We start from the raw sequence: 25,294 nt of genomic DNA, 5'->3' as shown, positions 1-25,294 counted from the left end.
ATTGATCAGCCGCCCACGAAGCCCTTGACCACCTGCAAGAACACAGGGGCGAGGATCGCGATCGCGAACCCGACCAGGGCGTTGCGGAACGCGCCCTTGGCGCGCTCGACCTGGCTGGGGTCGCCGCCGGCGGTGGCCCACAGGACGCCGCCGTAGACGATGAACAGCGTCACGATGGCGCCGAGGATCCCCAGGACCCAGGTCTGGATGCTGGAGATGACGCCCGGCAGGTCCTTGGCCGCCAGGTACACGACGTCGCCACCGGTGTCGGCGAAGGCTGCGGCGGGAACGGCGACGGCCACCGCCGTGGCGGTGGCCGTGAGGATCGTGGCCCGGGTGAGGGCGCGGCGGAGTGGGGAGGGGTTGTGCATGAGAGGTGTCCTTCACGCCCCGCGAGAGAGTGCGGGGCTTGGCGTGTGCGGTCAGGGACCGCCGCGCCGGGACGGGCAGCGTCGTCGAGGGGACCCGGGCGCGAAGCCGGTCCTCCCTTGGTTTCGGGTGGTGGGTGATGGGGTGTCAGCGCATCGCGTGCGGCTGTGACACCCGGGTGCTCGACGAGAGCGGCCCGCCCCTTGAGGCGCGGCGGGCGGGTCAACGCGCCGTGGTCCGGCGTTCGTTGCCCACACCCTTGACATACGCCGTCTGTGAGAGCTGGCGAACAAGGTCAGCTCTCACAGGCTCTCTCAGCCTCTCACCGCCGCGTGAACTACCGCCGCTCTCACAGCAGACGCCCAGCCTGTGAGAGGTCTCGGCCTGTCACCGGTTGGCTCTCACAGTCGCCCGGCTCGTAGTGAGAGCCCGTGTTAGTGCCGCGGTACTAACACGCTGCTCCTGCCGGGGACCGCCGCGCGGTCGTGCCGGAGCAGGGAACAGCGAAAGGCCCCGGCCGGCGCTGTTCGCGCCGGCCGGGGCCAAGGTGGTCGGGTGTCAGGCGGCGAGCGCCAGCGCCGGTGTGGGTGCTGCGGTGCGGCGGCGGGTCGCCAGCTCGGTCACGGTGACCGCACGGGAAGGACGCTGGTTTGCGTCGCCGGCACGCTGTGCGACGGTGACGGACAGGTCGCTGGCGAGCAGGCCGTTGTCGATCGCGACGGCGATGGCGGCGTCGGCGCGGCGCAGCCGCATGCGCAGCGCGTCGGCCGGCTCGCGCCGCTCGGCGGCCACGACCGCGACCGCGTGCCCGCCGAGCCGGGTGTCGATCCACGCGTCGACATCGGTGTGGTCGAGGTAGCCGAGGGTCGCGGCGCGGTGCACGAGCAGGTCGGTGTGCTGCCACGGGTCGCGCGGTGCCGAGGACTTCGGCTTGCCGCCGCCCTTCGGCGTGGGCTCCTCGTCGTCGCCGATGGCCGTCTCGTGGTCGCGCTGGTTGCGCAGCCCGAGCCGCGCGGCGCGGCCGGCGCGCCAGGACGACCAGTACATCTTCACGATCAGCGCCGGCTTCTCGACGTCGATGGCCGGGTCCTTGAGCGCTTCGAGGAAGCCGAGGAGGACTTCGTTGGCGATGTCGGCGGCGTCGCCGGTGTAGCCGGTGGCGTAGTGGCGGGCGCTGCGCACGAGCGCGGGCATCGCCAGGCCGACCGCGCCGGTGGTCCAGCCCTGCTCTCCGGCGCGGGCGCGGACGACGACCTCGCGCCAGATGACGTCGCGGGCCAGGTACGCGCGGGGGTGCTCGATCATCCAGTCGCGCAGCTCGGCGAGGGACCGCACGCCGCGCGGCAGGGTGCCGGCGGGCAGGCGCCGCAGTGTCGTGAGGGCGTCGCAGTCGAGGACGAGGACGGGCTGCGGGTCGCAGGTCAGGTGCCCGAAGACGCGCTGGGCGGTGCGCAGGTGCGAGTCGCTGACGGCCTTGGTGCCGGTCGCGGTGACGGTCTGGGCGATGACGGTGCTGGTCACGAGGTACTCCGAGAAGTGTGGGTGCGGCGCGCCTTGTGGCCGGCGCCGTTCGGGTACCAGGAAGCCAGACAGCTCTCTCAGTGCTCTAACAGTGCAGGTCACAGGCCCTTTTCCGCTCTCCCGGCCCCGATCGGAAGGCTGCCGGCCACCTCGGCGCGATTGGTGATCAACATGTCGTTGACCTGCACTGTTAGAGCTAGCAGCGCCCCAGAGCACCACACTGTGAGACCTACCCCTGAGGTCGGGCGGGTCGCTGTGAGAGCCGCAGCGTGACTCTCACGGGCTCTCTCAGCGCTCTCACAGCCCGAAACTTTTCAGACATTCCGCCTGAACGGCGTCAGTGGTGGCGAGGCGGAGCCTGTGAGAGCGGGGCCTGCCGCTGTGAGAGCACGTCGCGGTTGCTGAGAGAGCCTGTGAGAGCTGGCCTTGTTCGCCAGCTCTCACAGAGTGCGAATGACCTAGTGTCAGCACATCACGGCGTGCGGCTCAGAAGCCGACACACCTATGAACGCACCTTCCCCCTCCAGCGCGGGCTCTGACCGCGCCGACCTGTACGACCTCGTGCCCGGCGTCCCGCCGGTCCCGCTCACCGTCTGGCGCACCCCGCGCACCAGCACCGACCCGGCCGGCGCGGTCATCCCCGCACACCTGGCCACCCGTCTCATCGAGGCGTACTCCGCTCCGGGCGACCAGGTCATCGACCTGACCGACGGCACCGTCCTGGCGCTGCCGGCCGTCACCGGCGGCCGGGCACACCACGCGGCCTGGTTCACCGACACCACCTACCCCTACATCTCCCCGCGCGCCACCGTCATGGCCGAGCCGGGCGCCGAGCCCGACCCGGACGACGTCGCGTTCGCCCAGTCCAGCGTCATCGGCACCGGCAATGCCGCGCTGATCGTGGCGACCTGGCCGCTGTCTGCCGACCCGGTCGAGGCCGAGCTGCGCCGGGCGTGGCTGCTGGCGACGGCGAGCAAGCTGCTGCGGCCGGGCGGCTGCCTGGTGCTGATCGCGGCGACCGCGCCGGGCGCGGTGCCGGTGCCGGAGGACTTCACGCCGGTCGTCACCGCCGCCAGTGCCGTCAGCCTCGGCTACCTCCAGCACATCGCGGCCGTCTCTGCGGCTGTCGTCGGTGACGAGTTCGTCTACCTCACCGACGAAACCACCGCTACTCCGCCGCCGCCGGACACCGGCCCGAACTCCACCGGGTTCGCGCCGGTGCACGCCAGCGTGCACGCGGACCTGTTCACCTTCGTGCGCGTGGGAGGCGAGCATGTCTGAGCTCAACGACCGCGACGGCTATGACAAGCGAGCGCTGCTGAGCGTGTGGGCGACCGCCCAGCGCACTGGCCCCGCCCAGCGCAAGGGCCGCTACGTGCCCGAGTCTGTCGCGCACCCGGCGCGGATGCTGCCCGACATCGCCGCCCACGCGATCACCGCCTACACCGCGCCGGGTGACATCGTGCTCGACCCGATGTGCGGGATCGGCACCACCCTCGTGGAAGCTATGCATCTCGGCCGCGACGCCGTCGGCGTGGAGTACGAAGCCCAGTGGGCAGCGATCGCCGACCTCAACGTCCGCCACACCCAGCAGTCCGGAGCCACCGGGCGGGGCATGGTGGCGCGCGGCGACGGCACCCAGCTCACCGGCATCCTGCCCCGGCACCTGCACGGCCAGGTGTCGCTCGTCGTCACGTCGCCGCCATACGGGCCGACCGTGCACGGGCACGTCCGGCCGGGCAAGGACGGCATCACCAAGTCGTCGGGCACCTACGGCGAGCGCGACGCCGACCGCGGCAACCTCGCCCACCTCGGCCAGGGCGAGCTGATCGACAAGTTCACCCACATCCTCCGCGGCTGCCGAGTGCTCCTCAAACCCGGCGGGATCGTGGTCGTCACCGCGCGCCCGTTCCGCAAGCGCGGCCTGCTCGTCGACCTCCCGTCGGCGGTGTTCGCCGCCGGCATCGAGGCCGGGCTCGCGCCACTCGAGCGGTGCGTCACGCTGCTCGGCGGCGTCCGCGACGGACAGATCATCGCCCGGCCGAGCTTCTTCCAGCTCCAGTCGGTGCGCAAGGCGCGGGCCGCAGGCATCCCACTGCACCTGATCGTGCACGAGGACGTCCTCGTGATGATCAAGCCCGACGATCCGCAGGCGGGGACCGAGGTGGCGCGATGACGGCCATCTCCTCGCGCCGGATCGTGCGCGTGACCCACCACGAGGCGCGCGACTTCGCCGCCGCACACGGCACCCGCCCGGCCCCGCTGGGCCGGGTCCGGTTCCACCTCGGGGTGCTCGGTGCCGACGGTGAGCTGCTCGCGGTCGCCGTGTGCAGCGACCCACTCGACACCAGCTTCGACGACGGCGTGACGGCGCAGGCCAGCATTGTCGGCGACGCCGGCCTGCGGGCCCGGTCGCTGCTGCTCGTCGCGGTGTGGGAGCGGGCACGCCGGCTCGGCTACCGCCGGTTCGTCATCGACGGCGCCGACCACCATCTGCCCGGCGACGGGCTGATCGTGCTGGTGGAGTTCGCGGCCCGCCGCGGCGGGCGGCGGTGGCGGCGCGGCACCGACGGCGAACGCATTTCGGGCCGCCTCCGTCCACCGAAGCCCGACACCAGGGCGGAGCTGTGACCGCGACGCGGGGTGAACCCGCGATCCGCGTGCTCAGTCTCGGCGCCGGGGTGCAGTCCAGCGTCTTGCTGCTACTCGCGGCGTCCGGTCGCATCCCACGGCCGGACGTGGCCGTTTTCGCGGACACTCAGTGGGAGCCGGCGGCGGTGTACCGGCATCTCCAGCGGCTGCGTCCCATCGCCGAGCAGGCCGGGATCGAGCTGGTGACGGTGTCGGCCGGCAACATCCGGACCGACGCTACGGACCCTGAGTCGAGGTTCGCCTCGATGCCTATGTTCACGCTGGGCCCACAGGGCCAGCGAGGGATGGCCAGGCGCCAGTGCACGAGCCAGTACAAGATCAACTGCATTAAGCGGGAGGTCAGGCGCAGGCTCGGCTACGTCCATCCCGTCCGGGTGCCGGCTGGCGTGCATGCCGTCATGCAAGTCGGGATCAGTCTCGACGAGATCGGGCGGGCGCGTGACTCCGACGTCCGGTACATGGTCAACAGCTTCCCGCTGCTGGACATGGCGTGGCGGCGCGAGGACTGCGTCCGCCATCTGGAGGCGAACGGGCTGCCGGACACCCCGCGGAGCAGCTGCGTGGGTTGTCCCTACCACGACGACGCGTTCTGGCACGACCTCAAGGTCAACTCGCCGGAGGAGTGGCAGCAGGCGGTGGAGTTCGACCACGCGATCCGCCACGGGTCGGCGCGGGCGAACGCCAACGGGCACCCGCTGCGGGGGCAGTTCTTCCTGCACGCGTCCAGGGTCCCGCTCGATGAGGTGGTGTTGCGGCCGAAGGCCAAGCAGCCCTACCTCGGCGGATGCGGGCCGTTCGCCTGCGCCTCCGGTGTCTCCGCGAGTGAGGGGGTGGCGTGAGCAGTGGCACGTCACGCCCACCGGGACCGCGTATCGGGTCGGTTTGCTCCGGCTACGGTGGCCTCGACATCGCCGTCGAAGTCGTCCTCGGCGGCCAGCTCGCCTGGTACGCCGAGACCGACCCCGCCGCCAGCCGCGTCATGGCCCACCACTGGCCCAGCATCCCCAACCTCGGCGACATCACCGAAGTCGACTGGGGCAACGTCGAACCCGTCGACGTCCTCACCGCCGGATTCCCGTGCCAGGACATCTCGAATGCGGGGCGCCGCGCCGGGATCACCGGACCCAAGTCGAGTCTCTGGGGCGTCATCGCCGGAGCCGTTCGGGTACTTCGACCCGGCCTCGTGTTCGTGGAGAACGTCGCCGCCCTCAGGGCCCGGGGGCTCGACGTCGTCGTCGCCGACCTGGCCGCGCTCGGGTACGACACGAGCTGGCTCAGCCTACGCGCATCCGACGTCGGCGCCGCCCACCGCAGGGACCGCATGTTTCTGCTGGCCGCCCACCCCGACCCCCGCGACCAGCGGGGACGAGGTGAGGCTGCCGACGCCGTGCGCCCGTGACGGCAAGGGCCCCGGGCACCCGGGGACCCTGCCTGACCTGATCGAGGGCGGACTGTTGCTGCCGACCCCGCGCGCAAGGGACGGCAAGGGCGCCGACCACAACCCCCGGGGCGGCAACCTGGAACACACGCTCGCGCTGCTGCCCACCCCGCGGGCCAGCGACACCGGAACCAGCGGCCGGGCAGCGGGGGCGGGATTCGGCCCGCCCCTGTCTCAGGTCGTGCTGCCGCTGGTCGGCGCGCTGCTGCCGACCCCGACGGCCGCCAGCTACGGATCCAACCAGTCCCCTTCGCCGGGGGCTGCGGTCAGGCCGAGTCTCGCGACACTGCTGACCCAGCAGTTGCTGCCGACACCTCGGGCCAGCGACGGAACGAAAGGCTGCCCCGGCCAGCGCGGGAGCAGCGGCGACCTGACGTTGCCGTCGGCGGCGGTGCGCGTCGACCCGCCCGCGCACACCGACGCCGACCTCGCCGTCGGCGGTCTGGAACGGTGGGGCGTCTACGCCCCGGCGGTCGGGCGGTGGGCGGTGGTCATGGGCCGGCCCGTGCCCGAGCCGACCCAGCTCGGCACGCACGGCAAGCCTGTCCTCGCCCCGCCGCTGGTGGAGTTCTTGATGGGTTTGCCGTCGGGGTGGGTCACGGGCCTGGATCTGCCGCGCACCGTCGCGCTGCGCGTCCTGGGCAACGGTGTCGTGCCGCAGCAGGCGGTGGTCGCGTTGCGGCTGCTGTTGTGCCCGGGCCGCTGGGAACCCGGCGGCAGCTGACCCGCCGTCCCGCGTTCGCTGAGCCGGTTTGACGGCTCACCTCTCACCAGTGCCTCGGCGGGCCGCGGATGAACGCGGCCCGCCGAGGCACTGCTCTTCTTCCCTCTTGTTCGAAGGACCTTCCCTTGATTCCTGAGATGCTGCCGCACCTGCGGCCCGAAGCGTTCTCCACAGAGTTATCCACAGCCTTCACGGGCCGGGGTGGGGACTACATCGCCCCGCCCCGGCCGCCCCGCCGGCCACTGTCGGTGCTGGCGGTGGCGTGCTTCGTCACCGCCGCCATCGCCGCCAACGTGCTGACTTCCCGATACGGGCTCGTCCCGGCCGGGTTCGGGCTGGCCTGCACCGCCGGCACCTGGGCGGCGGGCATCGTGCTGCTCCTGCGCGACTGGGTGCATGACCTCGCCGGCCGCCGCGTGGTGCTCGGCTGCGTCGCGGCCGGCGCCGCCGCCACGGCGGTCACCGCCGGGCCCCGGCTCGCGCTCGCCTCGGGCCTGGCGTTCGCCGTGTCCGAACTCGCAGACCTCATCGTCTACCAGCCGCTGCGCCGCCGGGGCTGGGCGAAGGCGGTGCTGGCCTCCGGCGTCGTCGGCGCGCTCGTGGACACCACCGTGTTCCTCGCCGTGGCCGGGTTCACGATCTGGCCCGCGCTGCCCGGGCAGATGTTCGCCAAGGCGACCGCCACGCTCGCGGTTGTAGTCCCGGTCGTGGTCGTTCGTGCTGTACTTCGCTACCGCCAGCGGGCCTAACGTCCGGGCGGCGATGATGGCAGGCCGGCTGGGGATGATCTGCACCCCGGCCGGCGGCGGTTCGCCCCGTCCCGGCGTGCGGTTCTGCGCCGACAACGCGGTGTTCGTCGACGGCTACCCGGGCGACGCGAAGTATCTGGCCTGGCTGCGGCGGCTCGCTCAGCGGGCCGACCCTCGCCTGGCGTCGTTTGCGACCGCGCCGGATGTGGTCTGCGATGCGGCGGCGACTCTCGCGCGGTCGGAGCCGATGCTCGATGCGATCCGCGCCGCCGGCTACCCGGTCGCCCTCGTCGCCCAGGACGGGCTCGAAGACCTCGACGTCCCGTGGACAGGCATCGACGCCCTGTTCCTGGGCGGCAGCACCGGCTGGAAACTTGGCCCGGCCGCAGCCGATCTCGTCGCGCAAGCACGCGCCCGGGGCCTGTGGGCGCACATGGGCCGCGTCAACTCCCACCGCCGCCTGGCCTACGCCGACTCCATCGGCTGCCAGTCGGCCGACGGCACCTATCTGCGCTACGGCCCCGACCGCAACCTCCCTTACCTCCTGCACTGGCTCGACCAGCTCGAGCCGGCCTCCTCTCTCGATCCGACACCGGAGTCTTCCATGCCCTCTCGCCCCACCCCGCCTCCTACCGGCCGGCAGAACGTCGCCGCGTTCGCCGCCGCTGTCGTCGAACGTTCCGAACGCGGCTACGACCTGCAGCCCGCCGACTGGGCGCCCGCCGCCGAACCCGCCGAGATCCCCGGCCTCGACGACATCCTCACCGCAGCACCCCTCGCAGCAGCCCATCCCGGCGCCGCCCGGATCGGGCGGACGTTCCGCGGCGTGCCGCTGGTCGTCGTCGTCACCGGCGACGGCTTCACCCTGGCGTTCCGGCCCCGGCCGTCCGGGGCCGCGCCGATGCTGCTGGCCACCGACACCGAACCCGAGCCGGAGCCTGCGGTGTGCCTGAACCCCGGCCCGCGCGCCGCCGACATCGCTGCCGCCCAGCAGGCCGTCCTGCGCGTCCTGGGCATTCCGGCCCGCTGACACACCTCTCCGTCTCGGCCCAGCCCGCCCGCATCGGGCGGGCTGGGCCATTTTTCATGAACCAGGAACCCCTCCCATGCCCCGACGTTCCCTCCCCTCGCGCTCCGCCCGCGGCGGGGCTTCCCCGCAGGCGGCCATGTGGACCGCTGAGCGGATCCGCGACCTCGGCCCCGTCTGCTCCCTGTCCGTCGCCGCGCAGATCCTGCAGATCTCGGTGTCCATGGCCTACAAGCTCGCCGACGCCGGCGACTTTCCCATCCCGCTCATCCGCGTCGGCACCCGCTACCGGGTTCCGACCCCGCCGCTCATCGCGGCCCTGTACCTGCCCGACGCGCCGTCCGAGCCCAGCCCAGATGGCGGCGACTTGACCACCGCGCGAAGGCACGCGTCCATGCCCATCAACAAATCCGCTGGTCCCCCACACGGGGCCACACCGCTGGGAGACTGATCATGGCCGCAGAAGGTTCACTGTTCAAACGCTGTGGCTGCGCCGACGCCGACGGCAAACGCCTCGGTGCCCGCTGCCCGGACCTCAAACGCGCCAACGGGCAGTGGAGCTCCCGGCACGGCAAGTGGGGCTACCAGATCGCGATGCCCCCCAGAGGAGAGGAGCGCCGGCCGCCGCTGCAGCGCAGCGGTTTCCTCCTGCGTGAAGACGCCGCCGACCAGCTCGACCAGGTCAAGGCACTTCTCACGCTCGCCAACGGCGACAACGCGGTGGCGACCGAGATCGCCGATCTCCTCAAAGCGCTACGGCCCGGCGATCCGCTGCCCGAACGCGACGACGTCGCCCGCCGCGTCAAAGCCGGCGTCGTGGTCGGCAGCGCGGTCCTCACCGGCGACTACCTCGAATCCTGGCTGCACAACCGGAAGATCGACGCCAACACCAAGAAGATCTACGGCGGCCACATCCGCAACCACATCATCCCGAACATCGGCGACGTGCCTCTCGACAAGCTACGTGTCACCCACCTGGAGGAAATGTTCGCCGCGATCGCAGAACGCAACGCGCAGATCCTCGCCGCCCGCCAGGACCCTGACCCGATGGTGCGGGCCAGTGTGCGAGGGAAACGGCCCACCAGCACCAACACGATGATCAAAATCAGGGCGACGCTACGCAAGGCGCTCAACGACGCCATCCGCAAGCACCGCCTCATCGAGTTCAATCCGGCGGCCCATGTCGAACTCGACCCCGCCGTTCAGCCCACGCCGCGGATCTGGACCGCAGCGGCGGTCAAGCAGTGGCAGGCCACCGGCGTCAAACCCAGCCCGGTGATGGTATGGACGCCGGAGCAGGCCGGCGAGTTCCTCGACTACGCCGAGCAGCACGACATCCTGTTCTACCCGATGTACGCGCTCATCCTGCGGCGCGGTCTCCGCCGTGGCGAGGTGGTCGGCCTCCGTGAACACCAGGTCGACCTCGACATCGCGCAGATGACGATCTCCCACCAGATCACCACCCAGGGCTACACGCCCGTGTACAAGAAGGTCAAGACGAGGGCCGGTGACCGATGCCTGAGCCTGGACCCGGACTCCATCGCCGACCTGCGCGCCTACAACGCGCGCAAAGCCCGATGGAAGCTGCTCAGCGGCGAGACGTGGATCGACTCCGGGTACTACTTCGTCAAGCCCAGCGGCGAGCACTGGCACCCGGAGCTGGTGTCGGAACGGTTCGACAAACTCGTCGCCGCCTGCGGGCTCCCGCCGATCCGGCTGCACGACGCCCGCCACTGCGCGGCCACGTTCATGCACGCCGCCGGAGCCGACCTCAAAACGATCTCGGCGACACTGGGGCACTCCACCATCCAGATCACCGCCGACATCTACACCTCCCTGCTTCAGGAAGTCGACCAGGCCATCGCCGACGCGGCTGCGGCGCTCCTGTCCCGCAACCGCAAGCCCCGGCCTCGCGCCCCACGCGCGCTCCGCCGCCCGGCCTGGCACACCAACCCCGGCACTGGGGCCGAGCGGGCGGCCTGACGCTCCGGCCCGAGCCTCGGCACGCCAGGGTGCCATCGAGCAAGAGACAAGGAGTCAGCATTCACCCAAAAGGGGTGCGGATTTCCCCACTTCAACACGCGCCAAGTTGACCAGGTTGACCAAATCATCGACGGCAATCGACTTCAGAGAGGGCGTTTTTGCAGGTCAGAGGGTGGGCCGCCAGGGATTCGAACCCTGAACCTACGGATTAAAAGTCCGCAGCTCTGCCATTGAGCTAGCGGCCCCACGTTGTCTGAGGCTACCTGACGGGGCAAGGCTTTTCGACAAAGGGCGGGCGCCTTGTCCCCTTGCTCCGCCAGGTGCCGCGGTTCAGCACCTGGAACCGGCGTGTGTTCTGGGAGGGCTCACCCAGCATCGAGGCCAGGGCTCACTGCCCGGGGCCGGGCAGGGCCGGAGGCAGGATGGGATACCGGCCTCCGAGGGTGGCGTGCAGCTGGGCGGCCTCGTCGCCGGTGATGAGGTACGGCTCGGCTGGGCCGACCGGGGTGATGGCCGCCAGGCCGGTCGGGTAGACGAACGCGCCGGCGGGCTGGCCGGGGCCGGCGAGGACCTCCTCGAAGGTGTACCAGTCGCAGGCCACGATGTACCACCACAGCGGTTCTTGTGCGTCGGGGTGGTTCTCATACCCGCGGTAGGTCCGCCGTTCTCCCCGCAGCATCGGGCACATCCGCAGGCTCGCCTCGCAGCAAGCACGATGCATCGCAGGCTCGCTGCCGGCCCTGCCCTGCAGGAGGTCGTAGATGCGCGAGGCGAAATGGATGTCGCCGCGTTCCAGCGGGCGCCCGCACACACCGCACCCGCCGGTCTGAAGGAGATGGAGGACGACGTCGCCGCGCACCGACCCGAACGCCGGGGCTCCGGTGTCCTTGCGGGAGGTGATCACAGGGATCGGCAGGTCACCGGACGCCGGGAGATGAGCCAGGAACTCCGGGATCGTCATCGCCATCCTTTCCCCGCCGAACCTGCCGGCTCAACCTACCGCCTGCCGCAACGCTGCGGCGCCCCGCGCCGTCGCGCGGGGCGGTTCACAGACCGTGGTGCGCGGCGCCGTCAGGGTCGACGAGGCGCATGCCGGCCATGCCGTGCCGGGTGCACCACTGCAGCTCGAGGAGGACCGGCGTGGTGGTGTGCAGGGTTTCAGGGACGTCGAAGGCGAGGCCGTGCTGCGGGCCGGTGTAGGCGGTGACCGTCGCCGTGCCGCAGGCCGCGCACGTCAGGCCGGCGGCGAGCAGGGTTCCGACGAACCGGCCGCTGGCGCCGGTCTCAGCGGACAGGTCGAAGACTTCGAGATCGGGGTAGCGGTCAGGGTGCACGGGCTCAGACGCCATGAGGGGATGCTAGCGCCACCAGGCCGAACGGATGCAAGGCCAGCGGCTGGTGCTGGTAGAACTGGCAGGGCTGGGCGGTGGCGGCGAAGGGATGTCCGGGGTGGCTGAGCGGCCGGTAGCGGAACTACTCGCCGAGCTGTACGCGCGGGTGCCAGACGCCGGCTGCCGGGGCCTGTGCTCCGGCTTCTGCGAACCAGTCGTGATGAGCCCCGCCGAACGCGACCTCCTCGCAGAGGCGTCCGGGGTCACGCTGCCAGTCGTCCCCGCCACCACCAGCGGCGCATGTCCCGTGCTGACGGACGGCGGCCGGTGTGGTGGCTACAGGGCCCGGCCGATGGTGTGCCGGGTGTGGGGCGCGGCCGAGGCGATGGCCTGCCCGCACGGATGCCGGCCCGCGTCCGCGGAACTGCTCGGCGACCGCGAGCTGCTGGAGCTGATGCTCGACTCCTTCACCGTCGGAGGCGGGCCGTGGCCTGCGGAGCAGATCACGGCGATGCGACACCTGTCCGCGCGGCCGGATCTCCTGCCGGTGCTCGCCGCGATCCTGCGCGCGCCCGGCGGCAAGCCCTCCTCCTGAGCACCGCCCTGCACCCGCGCCCGCCGCGGTTGCCTGGACGCGGGCGCTATTTCACGACGATCGAGAAGCGCTGGCCGGCGGGGGCCTCCTTCAGCCACTTCAGCGGGACGCTGCCACCTCCAGAGGAAGGGAGGAGCTCCAGGCCGCGGACCGCGCGCCGCCGGGCCAGGCCCGCGAGCACGTCGGCGATCCGTTCCACGGGAAGGCCGCAGTCGCCGGCCAGCCCGGCCAGGGTGAACACCACCCGTCCGGCCTCGCCGTCCAGCGGCGGGCAGGACCGCAGCGCGTCAAGCACCGCGGCCCGCGCGCCTGCCTCCGGATCCGCGGGTACGGCAGGCTGCGCGCCTCGCGCATCCACGCGGACCGGGCTGACGAACTCGGCCCGCGGCCGGGGCAGGCCCGCCACAGCGGCCACCGCAGCCGCGACCACAGGAACCTCGAAGGCAGGCGACGCGGTCTCCTCGGGCAGGGGCGGCAGGTAGTACTGCCACGCCTTCAGGAAGTCACACCGCTGGTACCCGCGCTTCGCCCCGCCGCCCTGGTAGCGGCGCTGCACCGGCTTGACCTCGTACTCGGCGAGTTCCAGGCCGAGGCGCTTGTGGCTGACCGTCTGCGTGATCGTGTACTCGGCGGCGATCCGCTCGACGATCTTGTCGGTGGGCAGGAAGTCCGCGTCGCGCCCGCCAGCGGCTTCGGTCTCGATGAACATGTCCCGCACCAAGGCGAGGATCTGGGTGCCCAAAGCGGGGGTGTCACGCGCTTTGGCGTCGGCGACGAAGAACAGGCACGCTGCCTGCGCCCGCGCCAGCCACACCGGCCCGGCCGCAGCGGCGATCGCGATCAGCGGTTTCCAGATCTGCCGGGCCCGGTTGCGCACCTCGGCCGGAACCGGCACCGCGCCGCCGAGCCTGCCCCGGGCGACCAGATCGCGCATCCAGTCGCGCAGCCGGGCGGCGAGCACCGCGCACTCGGCCGGGTCGGCGTCGTCGAAGTCCTCGACGTTCTCCCACGGCTGCGCCCGCCGCATCCGGACCACCAGCGACCTCGACACGATCGTCTCCGGCAGAGCACGGGCGCTGATGCCCGCCATCGCCACCGGCGCGAACGTGGAATAGAAGGTCGGCCCCTCATCGGCTTTGCCCGCGCGCACCACCACACCGGTCTTACGCCGGTAGCCGGAGTTGATGAACCCGCGCAGATCCTCATTGGAGCGGCCCTGCCCGAAGACGGTGTCGACCTCATCGACCAGCAGCGTGGGGGTCAGGGGCCCGTTGATGAACTGGCGCATCCCGGCGAGGCTGATCCCGTACTTCCCGCCGATGATCTGCCCGTTCTGGCACAACGCCTCGATCAGCTCCAGCGCCCGGCTCTTCCCGGAATCCTTCTCTGGGGCCATGAAAGCGATCCGCGGCGTGGAGTCCCACACCTCGAACCCGTAGGTATGCAAAATCCACAACACGAACGCCGTGTAGTGATGCTCGCCCGGCAGACCAGATACCGGCGGGTGAGCGCCTCAGCCTCATCCAGCAGACGCACCGTCGCAACTCCCATCCCGTCCTCGCCGGCACCTTACCCCGGCAACCGAAAATGTGCCTCGTCCACCCGTGACACCCGTGACGGCAGGACCACACAGGGGCCGAGCCGCCGTTCGCCCAGGCCACGGCCAAACTGTTGCCGCAACCTCGTAACGAACGCCTGACACGGATGTCACGGGTGTCACGGGTATGCTGGAGCAGCTCCGGCGGAACCGATGGGCCGGAGCCTTCCAGGGCCGCGCAGGCCCCGCATCCGTGACACCTGTTACATCCGTGACAGTCAATCTGAGGCGGCCGGGTTGGCGGGGTCGAGCAGACGCCGGACGTGCACCGGTACCGCGAGGTGGGCTTGACCGGACAGGGGCCGGGGCCCGGCACCTGGGCGGCGCCCGAGGCGCGGTTCACGGAGAGCCCGATACGACTGGCCGCCGAGCAGGCGGTGAGCACGCGCTTCCAACGCCCGCGCGGCGCGATGCCACTAAGCTGGACGAATCGCTCGACCCGGGGGTGCCGATGTCTAAGCCGGTGGCGGATCCGCTCGCCGTCTGCGTCCAGCGCCTGCCGCTGTGGGAGCAGGCGGACCGGTTGCGGTCCCGCGCGCTCGCGTGCGCCTTCGCGGCGTTCGCGGTGGCTGTCCTGCCCCGTCTTCTCCAGTCCGTCATCGGCGGGCAGCGACCGAAGCTCGCCGACGGTGAGCTTTCCGCGATCCTCATCGTCTTCAACGCGGTGGTCGTCCTCGCGCTGGCTGGCGCCGCCGCTGTGTTCGCAGCCCGCCACGTCCGGTTGCGGCGGGCGGGTAACCGGGCATTCGGGTCCTGCTCGCTCAGCCCCGGCTGCGTTGGCGAGCAGGTGCCGCTCGGGGCCTGTGCCGCAGACCGCCGGGGCCTGCCGGCCCCGATCGTGCCACCGGTGCCGTAGCCGACGGCCGGGTTGCCGGTTCCGGCAGCTGCCGCTCTCAAGGTCGGCGTCGAGGGCGCGCCTGGGCTGCGCCCGGACCAGGCCGCCCGACGTGAGCAGACCTCGCCGCGCTGACCGGCAGGGCCTGCCCGGTCAGGCGGCGGTAACCGCGAGTTCGTAGACCGCGCGGTGCTTGCCGGGCCCCTTGAAGTCCGACGTCACCGACACCCCTTCGACGATGCGGTCACCGGGCAGGTTGGTGAAACCGAATCCGGTCCACGTGGCGTGCGCGGCGGTGTTGGCCGGCTCCGACGTCAGCCACACCCGCCGGGCGCCAGCCAGGCGGGCTTGGCGCTCCAGCTCGGCCAGCAGCAGCCCCGCCACCCCGCGGCGGCGATGGCCGGGACGCACGAGCAGGTCCTGCACGTACACCCCGCCCGGATCGTCCGGCCCGGCGAGGCCGATCGCGGCGCCGACGACCTGACCGTCGAGCACCGCCACCGGGCACAAGGCGGAGAACAACCGCGCGTACAGCCAGTAGTCCGACGCGGTCCTCGCGGTCACATACGGCGCGCCCGTGCCCATCAGCTCGGCGACCGGGCCGGCCAGCGCCATATCCATCGGCACTATCCGCACCGTGCCTGCGGCCTCGCGCGCATGCCGCCGCCGTGCCCTGGAGGGGGCGGGGCGGCGGTGGGGCTCCAGGTCGAACGGGCCGCCCGGCGGCGGCCAACCGGCGGCTGAGGCGATCAGTCCGATGCTCTCGGCGAGGGTGGCCGGCGGGGTGATCACCTGTTCGCCCTCAACGCCCAGCACGTCGCCGGGCCGGTACCACTGGGCCATGTCGGCCGGACCGAATTCCTTCGACTGCGGCCTTTCGGCGTGCCGTAGAACCGTGGTCTCGAACGGCACGTCCAGGTAGTACACATAGGAAGGTCCGGGATTCGCGGCGACGAGGTCGCGCAGCACGGGCCCGTACTTGTCGGCGTGCAGAATTCCTTCGACGATGACCGGCCAGCCAGCGCCCAGCAGGAATCTCACGGTCTGGCTGATGAAGGCAGGGGCGAGCCCGCCTACGGTATCGCGTTCTTTGAGGATGAGGCGGCGCAGCACGTCCTGCTCCACGACGGCGGCTCCGCGGCCGTGCAGGAGTCGAACCTCCCGCGCGATCGAGGTCTTGCCCGAGCCGGAAGGGCCACGAATGATCACAAGACAAGGGTTCCCCGTCGCGTCGCGGCTGACGCCGGACAGCCCGGCGGCCGGGTCAGGCTCAGCCACAGTGGCCTCCGTGCGGGCCGAGGAGCTCGGCGGCACCCTTCTCGCGCAGCAGGCCAGCCACTTCCAGCCCGAGGTCTTCGGGGTGTGTGGCGGCACCGGTCTCGGTGACGTCGACGGCGTGGGAGCCGTCCGGGGCGTAGACGGCGGCGCGCAGCCTCAGCCGCTGCCCGGGCGCGGGGGTGGCGTGGGCGGCGATCGCTGACAGGCAACTGCCGCCGAGCCCGGCGAGGACCGCGCGTTCAGCGGTCACGCACGCGGTCGCATCGGTGTCGGCGAGCCAAGCGGCCAGTGAGGCGGCCGGGTGGTCGCCGACGCGCACCGACAGCGCCACGATGCCGGCTCCGGCGGCGGGCAGGAGGACATCGGGCTCCAGAATCGCGGTGACACGGTGCTCCAGACCGAGGCGGCGCATGCCCGACAAGGCCAGGACCACGGCGTCGTAGCGGCCGGAGTCGAGGTGCGCCAGGCGCGTGTCGGCGTTGCCCCTGGCCGCGGCGACCTGAAGGTGGGGCCATCCGCGCCGCAGCTGCGCGGCCCGCCGGGGCGAGCTGGTGCCGACCGTCGCGTCGCCGGGCAGCCCGTCGAGCCCGGCGCCCGTGCGGGAGATCAGCACATCGCGGGCGTCTTCACGGGCCAGGAACACCAGCTCCAGCCCGTCCGGCAGCCCGTCGCGGTCCTTGCTGCTGTGGACTCCGATGTCGAAGCGGCCGGCGAGCTGGGCCTGGTCGAGTTCGGTGACGAAGGAGCCCTTCCCGCCGATCTCGTGCAGGGGGCCTTTCCACTCGTCACCGGTGGTGGACACCAGCACGTGCTCGAACCGGGCGAGCGGGGCCACCTCCCCCAGGCGGGCGATCACCTGCCGGCTCATCGCGATCGCCATCGCCGACGGCCGGCTACCGATACGGACAACAGGCTCGATATCAGTCACCCCGGCAGCGTACGCCCGCCCGCTGCAAGCTGCTCTTCCCGACGCCGCGTCTGCTGCCGGGCCGGTGATGTGAGCGCCGCACGCACCGCCCTGCCCGCGGCAGGAGGCTGTGGGCAAGGCTGTGGATAACTTCGCCGGCGGAGCCGTCACGTGCCGGGCGGGTTCGACTGGGTGCGGTCTGTCTGGTGCCCGGCCTCGCGGCCGGCGAGGTATCTCGGGATGGGCTGGCCGGCGGCCAGGCGTGGAAGGAGCCGGGCCAGCTCGGGCGGGCGCAGGTCAAGGCCGTCCAGTTCGCCGAGGGGTATCCAGGCGACGGCGGTGGTGTGGCCTGGCTCGGGCCCGAGCCGAGCGGCTTCGGGTGTGGCGGTGGTGGCCGTGTGGACGATGTCGATGCGGTGGCGGTGCGCGCCGTCACCGAGGGGGTAGGTGGTCTCGCGGACGAAAGCCAGGTCACCGAGCACGACTTCCAGATCGCATTCCTCTGCCAGTTCCCGGATGGTGGCTTCAGCGGCGGTCTCGCCGGGGTCGATGCCTCCGCCCGGCAAATGCCACAGCGCCTGGCCGGCGCCGCTGGCGGTGAGCAGCACCGACCCTTCGCGGAAGACGATGGCCCGGCCGGTGACGCGCAGCTCGAACCGGTTGCCGTGGTGCGGTTCCATCACGCCTCCCGCTCACTTGTGTAGCCGCTGGCCTGGAGGGCGAACAGCTCGGCGTAGACGCCGCCTGCGGCCATGAGCTGGTCGTGGTCGCCGTGTTCGAGGACGTGGCCGTGGTCGAGGACGAGGATCTGGTCGGCGTCGCGGACGTTGGCGAGCCGGTGGGTGATCAGCACGGTGATCCGGCCGGCAGCGCCGTCGCGCAGGTACTGGAATAAGGCGTGCTCGGCGCGCGGGTCCAGCGCCGCGGACGGCTCATCGCAGATGATCACCGGCGCGTCGCGGTGAAATCCGCGTGCGGCGGCCAGTCGCTGCCACTGGCCCTGGCTGGGGTCGTGGCCGCCCTTGAAGCTGGTGTCGAGGAGGGTCGCGTAGCCGTTGGGCAGTCCGAGGATCATGTCGTGGGCTTCGGCGGCGCGGGCGGAGTCCTCGATGTCGGCTTGGGTGGCGGGGCGGGGTTCGGCTCCGATGCGGACGGCTTCGCGGGCGGTGAACGGCCAGCGGGCGAAGTCCTGGCTGATGGTCGCGATGTGCTCGCGCATCTCCTCGGGCGTGAAGCTGGCCGTGTCGGCGCCGTCCCACAGCATCCGCCCGCCGGTCGGCTCGTACAGGCCGCCGAGGATCTTGGCGAGTGTGGACTTGCCGGAGCCGTTCTCTCCGACGAGTGCGATCGTCTGCCCGCGCCGCACGGTCAGGCTCACTCCCGCCAGAGCAGGCTTCTCTGCGCTCTCGTAGGTCAGGGACACATCCTCAAGGCGGATCTCTTCGGGCGCTGCGGGGGTGGAGGTCCCGGTGCGTTCCTGGCGGGCGAGGGTAGTGGTCTCGGTGTCCTGGATGTCGTTGACGTACAGCCCGGACTCGAACACCTTGTTCACGTTGAAGATCAGGTTCCGCAGCGCGCTGCCGCCGGTCTGCAGCGCGAAGACGGCGGTCACCGCGGCGGCCAGAGGCAGGTGCCCCTCGATGAGCAGCCACGCGAGGAGGGCGTAGACGCCTGCGGTGCCGATCCCGGCGAGGCTGCCGCCGATCACCCGGGCGGTGGTCTGCTCGCGGGCGACTTCAAGCTCTGTCCGCTCGATCTGGCCGAGCAGGACCCCGAACCTTCGCAGCAGGTACCCGCGCAGGTTGTAGGCGCGGACCTCTGGGGCGTGTCGGCGGTAGGCGAGCTGGTGCCCGAGCGTCCAGGACCAGCGGGCCCGGGCCAGCCAGCGGGTCGACGCCTGGTACTCCGCCCGCGCGGCGCGCACCGCGCCCCAGCCCTCGGGCAGGGCGGCGACGATCAGCACCGGCAGCAGCAGCGGGTGGATCGTCAGCAGCGTGATCGCGACGGCGGCGAACCGGGCGGTGTTGGTCAGCAGGTCGATGGTGGCGTTGACGAGCTCTTCGACGGCGTACAGGCCGCGGTTGCGTGCCCGGTCGAGGGCGTCGGCGTAGGACTCGGTGTCATACGCGGACAGCTGCACCCGGCTGGTCACCGACAGAAGGTGCACCTCGGCGGCGTTGCGTACCCTCGGCTTGAGCCGGGCTTGGGCGTACCCGGCCGCCGTCGACAGGCCGCCCCGCGCGACGGCGGCGGCCATCACCAGCAGCAGCGACGGCAACGCGGAGATCACCTTGTCCCGGGTCAGGCCGGAGGAGAACAGGTGCACGAGCACCTGCTGGGTGGCCAGCAGCCCGAACGCGGTGAACAGGCCCGAGGCGACCTGAAGCACGACGGTGGCGGCGGTGTCGCGGCGCGAGGCCCGCCACGCCATCCCGAACGCCAGCCGGGCCAGTCGCGGCAGCCTGGCCAGCACGGTGACGAACCGCGTGTCGATCATCTGAGTGGTGTACTTGTGCCAGTGGTTGTCGTCTTCCATCTCCAGCAGCGCGTCCTGCTCCACCTCCTCCCCGTCCACCTCGGGGCCGGCAGGCTGACGGGGCACCGGGGCGGTGGACTGCTCCGACCGCGCGCTCATGCCGCCACCCCGGCCCCGGTCGCGAACCCGTCGGCGGCGTACAGCCGGCCGGCGGCGATGTGCCCGAGAGCGGCCCTCGCGTACGGCACGAACGGCTCCGGCACCGCATGCGGGTCTGACCACCTCAGGCCGGCACACTTGTCCGGCTCGGTGATCGCAGGTTCGCCTTCCCAGACCGTGGCCTCGAAGAACAAGCCCAGGCGGGCCGCCTCGCCGGGCGCGGCGTGGTGCAGCACGAGCAGCAGCCGCAGGTCCTCCTCGGCGACGACGACACCGATCTCCTCCCGCACCTCCCGCGCGGCGCCGGACCGGACGGACTCCCCGGCCTCATGGTGCCCAGAGGGAAGATGCCAGCAGCCATCGGCATACCCGGTCCCCGCACGCTGGGCAACCAGTACCGCCCCATCCGCGCGGCGCAGCAGCACGTGGAGATCCACGATCGACCGGTGCCGGCCGAGCCCGGCGAGCAGATGACCGGCGTCCGGCAGGTCGATCCGGCCACGCAGCGCCTGCATCCACTGGGCGATCAGCCCCGCGGCCTGCGTCAGCTCCGCGTACAAGGCGCGCGGGTCACTCTCCGCGAACGCCTCGAAGACCTCCTCACGGACCAGGTCCCGCCACGTCAGCGGTTCGGCGTTCTCGCAGTCGATCCGCGCCTCGTCAGCGAGCGCGCGATACTCCGGGCCGGTGCCGTCGGGCAGGTCCTGGCGGCCGAACAAGGCATGCTGCCGGTGCCGCTCGGCGACCACATCACCCAGGGCAGCCGCCAGAGTCTGCGTGTCCAAGGTCTGCTCCCGCTGCTCAGTTCCGGCCATCGTTTCCCCTTCTCTCAACGGATTCGTGCCTGTCCGAGGAGCACCATCTGCCCGGAGCCCAACCGACATCAGGTCGCCTCCGGCGGCCTAACCAAAACCGCCTATCAGCACAAATGTTCTAACGATGGGTCAGCTTGCCAGGTTCCGGGCGCTCGTGGGGCGAGGCGCCACCCCCGGCCCCGGGTGCGGTGCGGGCTTGTCGTAGAGGTCGGCGGGCCAGGGCAGGCCCTCGTGCACGGTGGCGACGCGGCCGGTACGCGGGTCCAGCTCGTACGTGCGGGTCAGCGTCCCGGTGACCCGGCACGACGCGGACCGGCCCCGCAGCCCGCTGCTGCGCGTGCGGTACCTCTCGCATCCGCGGTGGCAGTGCGCGTTCAGGCACAACCGGACCCGCCGGGACCTGCCGACCGCCCGGCCCATCGCCGGGTTGAACATCTGCTCAACCAGATGTTCCGGCTCGCCCGAGGTCGCCGTCTTGAAACCGGGGACGTGGAGCACGGACACCACGGCGGTCGCGGCGCGGATGCTGCGGTGAGTGAGCATGCGCCGGTAGTGGACCGGGTCGTACTCGGCGGCCGGCACGAGGTGCCGCTGGCGGGGCGTGACCGCCTCCATCTGGCCCATCGCCCCGACCAGCGCGAGCCTGCCCCGGCCCGGCAAGTCCAGCAGCACCGACTGGCCGCGCAGCACGACCACTCCGGCCTCCGCCAGGATCGCCGCGACCTCATCGGCGGCGCCGCTGAGGTAGTCGTGATTGCCCAGCACGGCGACCACCAAGACGCCCAGGCCAGCGCACTCGGCGGCGGCGATACGGGCCTGCTCGGCGGTGCCGCGCTGGCAGATGTCACCGCAGACCACCACTACATCCGGGTGGCTCTCACCGATCGCGGCGAGCATTCCGGCCCGCCACACCCCGGCCGAGCGCTCATCACCGATGTGCCAGTCACCCGTCACCAGCAGCCGGGGCCGCCACAACCGCGGCGCGGGCAGCGTCAGCCCATGGCCCGCTGGCCAGCTGATCAGCCGGGCCCGCGCGGCGCTAGCCGGTACCTGGCTGCCCGGCCGGCGACGCCGGCGCCGGGAGCTGGACGAGGATGAGCGCGGGCCAGGGACGTGTCCTGCGGATCGGGTTTGGTGGCGCGGTGTGGTGGCCGGGGCGGTCACAGGCCGGCTGTCCTTTCACTGGCTGGTGCTCAGGTCGCAGGGGCAACGAGGCTGGGTCAACGTTCAGGAGGCATCGCGTTCACACACGCCCGGCAGATCCCGCCTCCATAAGGCGGCCAATCCGCTGGCTGGTCCCGGCCCCGCTGCGGTGCCGGCCAGCACACCCCCGCCGGCTCTCGCCGTGTCGGCGGCCGGCCGGGCGGAGCGCGGGGTTTGGGGATCCGGGGCGCGTTGGGGTTCAGCCGCCCGGTCCTGACCCGGTCGGGGCCGGATGGATCGCGGCGCGGCCCGCCATGCTGGCGGGCACAGGGGCGCTCACACGGGGCTCGGGGCGGTCGACCATAGTTTCGGCTGCGGGTAGGTCAGATGCAGCTTCACCGCGCACGGCGCCTCCCAGCAGTACGAGACCTCCGGGCGTACCAACAGCCACCCTCCGCCAGGCCGGGCAAAGCACGCCCCGCCCGGCCAGCACGGCCCGTCATCGAACTGCCAGCCCGTCTCCAGCGCGGCCCTGGTCGACTCCTGCACCGCCCACACGTCCACGCCGCCGAACACGGCCCGGTCAATCAGGAGCACCCTGCCGGGCGGGTAGCCCTCCTCGACCCGGCCGCCGGCGGACGGCCGCACGGTGCCGGCCGGCAGGTGCTCGCCGAGCTGGAGCAGCAGCGCCCGCGCCCCCTGCTCGGCCCGTACTCGCACGTCGACCCGGATGGCGATAAACACGACCGCCGACACCGCGGTCAGCACCGCAACGCCGGCAGCGGCCAGCCCGATCCTGCGTCGTCGGGGCGTGCTCGGGTGCGCAGTGGCCGCAGAGCGGCGGGTTTCAGCGATGGCGGTGGTCATGGTGAGTGCCGGGTCCCTTTCTGGGGCGGTATCTGGGGTTCAGGCGATGCACGTGGCGTAGACCCGGTCGGGGCCGAGCTTGCCTTCGAGGTGCACACGTGCAGGCGGAGCTGGGAGGTCCAGCTGCCCGGAGAGGGCTCGCACACCGCCGACATGACGGTCACCGACACGCAGCGACAGCAGGACCTGGGCGTCGGCTGCGACGGGCTGGCCATGGACGTAGGCCCACGACGCCGTGGTCGCGCTCGTGCGGGTGACGGTCAGCCGGCCGCTCTTGCGGCCCTGGCACGGACCCTCGGTGACGGACTCGGCTTCCGCGCGCGAGGGCACAGATCGGATGGCGTCGAGGCCGCCGAAGGCGGCCAGCGCGACGGCGGCCACCACGACGACGAGCGCGGCCCCGACTCCGAGGAGGAGCCGGTGCTGGGTGCGGCGGACGGCGTGCTCGTCGGCGGCACGTTTGCGGTCCTTGGCGGCGGTGCGCACCGCTTTCCCCAGCGCCCACACGAGCAGGGCGGCCAACCCGGCTGCCGCTGCGATGATCAGCCCGGTCATGCCGTGGCCTCCCGGTCGGTCCTGTGCGTCAGGCAGGCTGTGACCGCGGCGAGGTGGCGTGGCAGGGAGTAGGTGTGCGCGGCGGTCAGGCCGGCGCGCATGCCGGCGGCGCACGTCGCCGCCGACAGCGCCGCCACGCCCAGGCGCCGGTACTCCTCGGCACCCGCCACGGCCTCAGGCACCGTGCCCGGGCCGGGCACGCGGGCTGCGGGAGTGAGGTGGCGGGCCGGCCACACGGCGCGCACCGCCCACGGCAGCGCGCGCACCGCCGGCACCGAGCAGACCAGCGCCGCGGCGAACAAGACGATCGCGGCCGGTGGCGGTGCGCCGGTCAGCGCTGGCATGCACGCCAGGACCGTGCCGGCGAGGGCTTGGGCTGCGGCCCGCCACCCGCGGCGGTGGGCCCGGCAGGTGCTGACGACGTCGCCGATGATCTGCCCGGCCACTCCGGCTCCGGCGGCAACGTCCTCAGCGGCATGACGCAGCCGGGGCTCATCGGCGGCGGCCAGGGCGAGTGCGATGCCGGCGAGCAGCAGGTCACAGCGCGCCCAGTGCTCCAGTGCCCGCTGGCAACCACAGCCGCCCCCGGACGCAGTGATCAAGATGGTCATGGGTTCCTCGCCGGGGGTGCAGGTACCGCATCGGCAATGCGGCCGACAATGTCGGTGATGTCGTCGGGCAGCGTGTCCCACCAGCACAGGGGCCGGCGCAACCGCAGGTACGGCCAGCCCCCGCGGCGCCGGATCTCTATGTCGGCGAACCAGGCCGCGCGCCGCCGCACGGCTGCGGCGATCGCCCCGGCGGCCTGTGCCCACTCGGCGACATCGGCCGCTGTGCCGTCGGCGACGATGCGCGCGGCGAGCCGGCGGCAGCGGCGGCGTGTACGAATCCGGCTGACTCCGGCCAGCAGGGTCACGGCGAGCAGCATCAGCATGCCGGACGTCGCGGCCCAGAACATGACGTTCAGCGGCGTCGCCAGCGGCGACGGCGGTGTGAAGAGCTGCGTGCCCCCGAGCAGGCCGATCGTGGCCAGCAGCCAGAAGGCGAGGAACGCCCGGGTTCGCAGCGCGCCGCGCGCGGCCTGGACTTCCCCTGCCCCGTTGCGCAGTTTCTCGGCGAGGGCTCTGATCCGCGGCACCTGGCTGTCAGCGACGGGCAGCTGGGAGGCCAGGGTGTCGGTGGCGATCGCCAGGCCGTCGAGAGCCCGCAGCACATCCAGAGCGAAGATCTCCAGACCGGCGACCTCCGCCAGCCGCCGCACCAGCCCGAGCGCGAGGAGTCTCGGCGTCAGCCGCACCGGAGCGGTCACCGCCGAGATCCGGTGAAGCAGGCGCGAGGTACCGGCGGGCCGGAGCGCGGGGCAGGGGTGGTGTGCATGGCAGATCAGGTCGTCCTTCCGGAAAGGGGGGTGGTGCGCGGTCAGGGGTGGGTGAGGTGTGCCCGTGTGGGAAGCAGAACGCGGTGGCCAAGGCGGCCAGCTGCCCTGCCCGGCTGGCCGCGCAGCGCATACGGTCAGGCGGTCAGGCGGCTTTCTGGCCTCCCGTCTGGTCCTGCTCGCTGGCGCCTGCGAGCAGGGCACAGATGAGATCAGGGACTTCGGAAGCCAGCTCCATGCTCAGCGGCCTGCCGTCGAGGAACCCGGCGAGTGCCTGGCCTTCGGCGGTGGCGGGCAGGTTGCCCGTACGGGCTGCGGTGCGCAGCCCCGCCAGCTGCGCCACCATGCCCGACAGGAACCTGCGCAACGCCGGGTCCGGAAGCGTGCCTCCGCAGGCCAGGGCCAGGCTGGCGGAAGGGATGATCTCCCAGATCGCGGTGTCGGTTTCAGCCGTGCCCCGTAGCTGGGTGACCAGGTGCGCGACGCACGACACCCCGGCCGGTACCTCGACCGGCTCGGGGCTGATCACCCTCGCCCCGCGCCCGAGGCGGGGCGGAAGGATTACGGCGGCGCACAACGCCAGCCTCTGCCGTGCCCTGCCCGCCCCGCCCGGCGCCAGGACCACCCCGGTCACCCCCGGCCGCCGGGCGGCCCCCAGGCCGGCTGCTGCGAGCTGCCCGGTGGTGGCTGGCTCCCACAGCACCGGCATCCCGTTGCTGGCCTTGCCCAGGACCCGCCGTCCCTCGTCCCCGGCCGACCATCGGGGTCCGATGGTGGCGACTCCGATGCCGCGCGGCGGGGTGACGTCGCTTTCGGTGAGCGGGACGAGCAGATCGTGAAAGGTAGCGCTGGTCATCGGCGGTATGTCCCCTAGCTGAAAAGAACGTGTCGAGGCGGG

At 72.0% G+C, this 25,294-nt stretch carries 28 protein-coding genes and 1 tRNA gene; 12 read left to right on the top strand and 17 right to left on the bottom strand.

All coding sequences use genetic code 11. The features are described from left to right. Positions 1-5: 5 nt before the first annotated feature. Both A3G1_RS0123830 and A3G1_RS36530 read right to left on the bottom strand, forming a co-directional pair. Complete coding sequence (locus tag A3G1_RS0123830; RefSeq protein WP_018352011.1) at positions 6-371, bottom strand: pilin; 366 nt, start codon at positions 369-371, stop codon at positions 6-8. A gap of 556 nt (positions 372-927) precedes the next feature. Beyond that, complete coding sequence (locus A3G1_RS36530; protein WP_018352010.1) at positions 928-1,890, bottom strand: hypothetical protein; 963 nt, start codon at positions 1,888-1,890, stop codon at positions 928-930. A 504-nt stretch (positions 1,891-2,394) separates the two neighbouring features. Here A3G1_RS36530 and A3G1_RS36525 point away from each other — a divergent pair. The 10 genes from A3G1_RS36525 (at position 2,395) to A3G1_RS0123775 (ending at position 10,463) form a co-directional block, all read left to right on the top strand. Then, positions 2,395-3,171, top strand: coding sequence for a hypothetical protein (locus A3G1_RS36525; protein WP_018352009.1), 777 nt, complete (start codon positions 2,395-2,397; stop codon positions 3,169-3,171). Beyond that, the gene (locus A3G1_RS36520; protein WP_018352008.1) at positions 3,164-4,066 is read left to right on the top strand and encodes a TRM11 family SAM-dependent methyltransferase; all 903 of its coding nucleotides are present in this window, start codon (positions 3,164-3,166) and stop codon (positions 4,064-4,066) included. The genes A3G1_RS36525 and A3G1_RS36520 overlap by 8 nt, the downstream gene beginning before the upstream one ends. Further along, complete coding sequence (locus A3G1_RS38970; RefSeq protein WP_018352007.1) at positions 4,063-4,521, top strand: hypothetical protein; 459 nt, start codon at positions 4,063-4,065, stop codon at positions 4,519-4,521. Before A3G1_RS36520 ends, A3G1_RS38970 begins: the two co-directional genes overlap by 4 nt. Beyond that, complete coding sequence (locus tag A3G1_RS0123805) at positions 4,518-5,381, top strand: adenine nucleotide alpha hydrolase family protein (RefSeq protein WP_018352006.1); 864 nt, start codon at positions 4,518-4,520, stop codon at positions 5,379-5,381. Before A3G1_RS38970 ends, A3G1_RS0123805 begins: the two co-directional genes overlap by 4 nt. Next, complete coding sequence (locus A3G1_RS0123800) at positions 5,378-5,941, top strand: DNA cytosine methyltransferase (RefSeq protein ID WP_018352005.1); 564 nt, start codon at positions 5,378-5,380, stop codon at positions 5,939-5,941. The genes A3G1_RS0123805 and A3G1_RS0123800 overlap by 4 nt, the downstream gene beginning before the upstream one ends. Then, on the top strand, positions 5,913-6,704 hold the full coding sequence (locus tag A3G1_RS0123795; protein ID WP_018352004.1) for a hypothetical protein: 792 nt from the start codon (positions 5,913-5,915) through the stop codon (positions 6,702-6,704). Before A3G1_RS0123800 ends, A3G1_RS0123795 begins: the two co-directional genes overlap by 29 nt. 125 nt (positions 6,705-6,829) lie before the next feature. Continuing rightward, positions 6,830-7,453: a VUT family protein gene (locus A3G1_RS0123790; protein ID WP_211216383.1), complete on the top strand. Its 624-nt coding sequence runs from the start codon at positions 6,830-6,832 to the stop codon at positions 7,451-7,453. Further along, complete coding sequence (locus A3G1_RS41505) at positions 7,422-8,483, top strand: hypothetical protein (RefSeq protein WP_018352002.1); 1,062 nt, start codon at positions 7,422-7,424, stop codon at positions 8,481-8,483. The genes A3G1_RS0123790 and A3G1_RS41505 overlap by 32 nt, the downstream gene beginning before the upstream one ends. 76 nt (positions 8,484-8,559) lie before the next feature. Then, on the top strand, positions 8,560-8,931 hold the full coding sequence (locus tag A3G1_RS41500) for a helix-turn-helix domain-containing protein (protein ID WP_211216382.1): 372 nt from the start codon (positions 8,560-8,562) through the stop codon (positions 8,929-8,931). 2 nt (positions 8,932-8,933) lie between these two features. Next, on the top strand, positions 8,934-10,463 hold the full coding sequence (locus tag A3G1_RS0123775) for a tyrosine-type recombinase/integrase (protein WP_018352000.1): 1,530 nt from the start codon (positions 8,934-8,936) through the stop codon (positions 10,461-10,463). Between the two features lie 173 nt (positions 10,464-10,636). Here the strand turns inward: A3G1_RS0123775 and A3G1_RS0123770 are convergent. The 3 genes from A3G1_RS0123770 to A3G1_RS0123760 form a co-directional block, all read right to left on the bottom strand. Further along, positions 10,637-10,708: transfer RNA gene (locus A3G1_RS0123770), tRNA-Lys, on the bottom strand. 143 nt (positions 10,709-10,851) lie between these two features. After that, positions 10,852-11,430: an eS6 family ribosomal protein gene (locus A3G1_RS38965; RefSeq protein WP_157641354.1), complete on the bottom strand. Its 579-nt coding sequence runs from the start codon at positions 11,428-11,430 to the stop codon at positions 10,852-10,854. 79 nt (positions 11,431-11,509) lie between these two features. Continuing rightward, positions 11,510-11,812 (bottom strand): hypothetical protein, encoded by a 303-nt coding sequence (locus tag A3G1_RS0123760; RefSeq protein WP_018351998.1) that lies wholly within the window; start codon positions 11,810-11,812, stop codon positions 11,510-11,512. Between the two features lie 49 nt (positions 11,813-11,861). On the opposite strand from A3G1_RS0123760, the gene A3G1_RS36495 reads away from it, so the two are divergent. Then, entirely contained in the window at positions 11,862-12,389 is a 528-nt protein-coding gene (locus tag A3G1_RS36495) for a hypothetical protein (protein ID WP_157641353.1), read from the top strand. A gap of 46 nt (positions 12,390-12,435) precedes the next feature. Here A3G1_RS36495 and A3G1_RS0123750 read toward each other — a convergent pair whose 3' ends face one another. Then, entirely contained in the window at positions 12,436-13,848 is a 1,413-nt protein-coding gene (locus tag A3G1_RS0123750) for a DUF3631 domain-containing protein (RefSeq protein WP_157641352.1), read from the bottom strand. A 589-nt stretch (positions 13,849-14,437) separates the two neighbouring features. On the opposite strand from A3G1_RS0123750, the gene A3G1_RS0123745 reads away from it, so the two are divergent. After that, on the top strand, positions 14,438-14,842 hold the full coding sequence (locus A3G1_RS0123745) for a hypothetical protein (RefSeq protein ID WP_157641351.1): 405 nt from the start codon (positions 14,438-14,440) through the stop codon (positions 14,840-14,842). A 132-nt stretch (positions 14,843-14,974) separates the two neighbouring features. Here the strand turns inward: A3G1_RS0123745 and A3G1_RS41890 are convergent, their stop codons facing one another. The 11 genes from A3G1_RS41890 to A3G1_RS0123685 form a co-directional block, all read right to left on the bottom strand. Continuing rightward, positions 14,975-16,030: a GNAT family N-acetyltransferase gene (locus A3G1_RS41890; RefSeq protein WP_245563582.1), complete on the bottom strand. Its 1,056-nt coding sequence runs from the start codon at positions 16,028-16,030 to the stop codon at positions 14,975-14,977. A 61-nt stretch (positions 16,031-16,091) separates the two neighbouring features. Continuing rightward, on the bottom strand, positions 16,092-17,027 hold the full coding sequence (gene hemC, locus A3G1_RS0123730) for a hydroxymethylbilane synthase (RefSeq protein WP_026212453.1): 936 nt from the start codon (positions 17,025-17,027) through the stop codon (positions 16,092-16,094). A gap of 146 nt (positions 17,028-17,173) precedes the next feature. After that, positions 17,174-17,686: an NUDIX domain-containing protein gene (locus tag A3G1_RS38960; protein WP_018351992.1), complete on the bottom strand. Its 513-nt coding sequence runs from the start codon at positions 17,684-17,686 to the stop codon at positions 17,174-17,176. After that, the gene (locus tag A3G1_RS0123720) at positions 17,686-19,641 is read right to left on the bottom strand and encodes an ABC transporter ATP-binding protein (protein WP_018351991.1); all 1,956 of its coding nucleotides are present in this window, start codon (positions 19,639-19,641) and stop codon (positions 17,686-17,688) included. Before A3G1_RS0123720 ends, A3G1_RS38960 begins: the two co-directional genes overlap by 1 nt. After that, positions 19,638-20,456 carry an NUDIX hydrolase gene (locus tag A3G1_RS40150; protein ID WP_018351990.1) on the bottom strand — a complete coding sequence of 273 codons (819 nt, stop codon included), beginning with the start codon at positions 20,454-20,456 and terminating at the stop codon, positions 19,638-19,640. Before A3G1_RS40150 ends, A3G1_RS0123720 begins: the two co-directional genes overlap by 4 nt. 129 nt (positions 20,457-20,585) lie before the next feature. Beyond that, positions 20,586-21,431: a metallophosphoesterase family protein gene (locus tag A3G1_RS38955; RefSeq protein WP_018351989.1), complete on the bottom strand. Its 846-nt coding sequence runs from the start codon at positions 21,429-21,431 to the stop codon at positions 20,586-20,588. 504 nt (positions 21,432-21,935) lie between these two features. After that, the gene (locus A3G1_RS0123705) at positions 21,936-22,466 is read right to left on the bottom strand and encodes a hypothetical protein (protein WP_157641350.1); all 531 of its coding nucleotides are present in this window, start codon (positions 22,464-22,466) and stop codon (positions 21,936-21,938) included. Positions 22,467-22,505: 39 nt separating this feature from the next. Beyond that, the gene (locus tag A3G1_RS0123700; RefSeq protein WP_018351987.1) at positions 22,506-23,021 is read right to left on the bottom strand and encodes a hypothetical protein; all 516 of its coding nucleotides are present in this window, start codon (positions 23,019-23,021) and stop codon (positions 22,506-22,508) included. Continuing rightward, positions 23,018-23,632, bottom strand: coding sequence for a hypothetical protein (locus tag A3G1_RS0123695; RefSeq protein ID WP_018351986.1), 615 nt, complete (start codon positions 23,630-23,632; stop codon positions 23,018-23,020). The genes A3G1_RS0123700 and A3G1_RS0123695 overlap by 4 nt, the downstream gene beginning before the upstream one ends. Continuing rightward, the gene (locus A3G1_RS0123690; RefSeq protein ID WP_018351985.1) at positions 23,629-24,330 is read right to left on the bottom strand and encodes a hypothetical protein; all 702 of its coding nucleotides are present in this window, start codon (positions 24,328-24,330) and stop codon (positions 23,629-23,631) included. Before A3G1_RS0123690 ends, A3G1_RS0123695 begins: the two co-directional genes overlap by 4 nt. 211 nt (positions 24,331-24,541) lie before the next feature. Beyond that, entirely contained in the window at positions 24,542-25,252 is a 711-nt protein-coding gene (locus tag A3G1_RS0123685) for a hypothetical protein (RefSeq protein ID WP_018351984.1), read from the bottom strand. Between the last annotated feature and the right edge of the window lie 42 nt (positions 25,253-25,294).

The organism is Longispora albida DSM 44784, from assembly GCF_000379825.1.
GTDB classification, from domain to species: Bacteria; Actinomycetota; Actinomycetes; order Mycobacteriales; family Micromonosporaceae; genus Longispora; species Longispora albida.
The sequence above is the reverse complement of the archived record's forward strand: the minus strand, read 5'-3'. Positions and strand labels throughout refer to the sequence as shown.

Excerpts from the sequence above, each read along its gene's own strand:
- A3G1_RS0123700 (WP_018351987.1), bottom strand. The coding sequence starts at position 23,021 with ATGACCGGGCTGATCATCGCAGCGGCAGCCGGGTTGGCCGCCCTGCTC.
- A3G1_RS0123705 (WP_157641350.1), bottom strand. The coding sequence starts at position 22,466 with ATGACCACCGCCATCGCTGAAACCCGCCGCTCTGCGGCCACTGCGCAC.
- A3G1_RS38960 (WP_018351992.1), bottom strand. The coding sequence starts at position 17,686 with ATGGAACCGCACCACGGCAACCGGTTCGAGCTGCGCGTCACCGGCCGG.
- A3G1_RS0123760 (WP_018351998.1), bottom strand. The coding sequence starts at position 11,812 with ATGGCGTCTGAGCCCGTGCACCCTGACCGCTACCCCGATCTCGAAGTC.
- A3G1_RS36525 (WP_018352009.1), top strand. The coding sequence starts at position 2,395 with ATGAACGCACCTTCCCCCTCCAGCGCGGGCTCTGACCGCGCCGACCTG.
- A3G1_RS0123775 (WP_018352000.1), top strand. The coding sequence starts at position 8,934 with ATGGCCGCAGAAGGTTCACTGTTCAAACGCTGTGGCTGCGCCGACGCC.
- A3G1_RS0123720 (WP_018351991.1), bottom strand. The coding sequence starts at position 19,641 with ATGAGCGCGCGGTCGGAGCAGTCCACCGCCCCGGTGCCCCGTCAGCCT.
- A3G1_RS38970 (WP_018352007.1), top strand. The coding sequence starts at position 4,063 with ATGACGGCCATCTCCTCGCGCCGGATCGTGCGCGTGACCCACCACGAG.
- A3G1_RS38965 (WP_157641354.1), bottom strand. The coding sequence starts at position 11,430 with ATGGCGATGACGATCCCGGAGTTCCTGGCTCATCTCCCGGCGTCCGGT.
- A3G1_RS0123745 (WP_157641351.1), top strand. The coding sequence starts at position 14,438 with ATGTCTAAGCCGGTGGCGGATCCGCTCGCCGTCTGCGTCCAGCGCCTG.
- A3G1_RS36520 (WP_018352008.1), top strand. The coding sequence starts at position 3,164 with ATGTCTGAGCTCAACGACCGCGACGGCTATGACAAGCGAGCGCTGCTG.
- A3G1_RS0123830 (WP_018352011.1), bottom strand. The coding sequence starts at position 371 with ATGCACAACCCCTCCCCACTCCGCCGCGCCCTCACCCGGGCCACGATC.
- A3G1_RS0123685 (WP_018351984.1), bottom strand. The coding sequence starts at position 25,252 with ATGACCAGCGCTACCTTTCACGATCTGCTCGTCCCGCTCACCGAAAGC.
- A3G1_RS41500 (WP_211216382.1), top strand. The coding sequence starts at position 8,560 with ATGCCCCGACGTTCCCTCCCCTCGCGCTCCGCCCGCGGCGGGGCTTCC.
- A3G1_RS0123695 (WP_018351986.1), bottom strand. The coding sequence starts at position 23,632 with ATGACCATCTTGATCACTGCGTCCGGGGGCGGCTGTGGTTGCCAGCGG.
- A3G1_RS40150 (WP_018351990.1), bottom strand. The coding sequence starts at position 20,456 with ATGGCCGGAACTGAGCAGCGGGAGCAGACCTTGGACACGCAGACTCTG.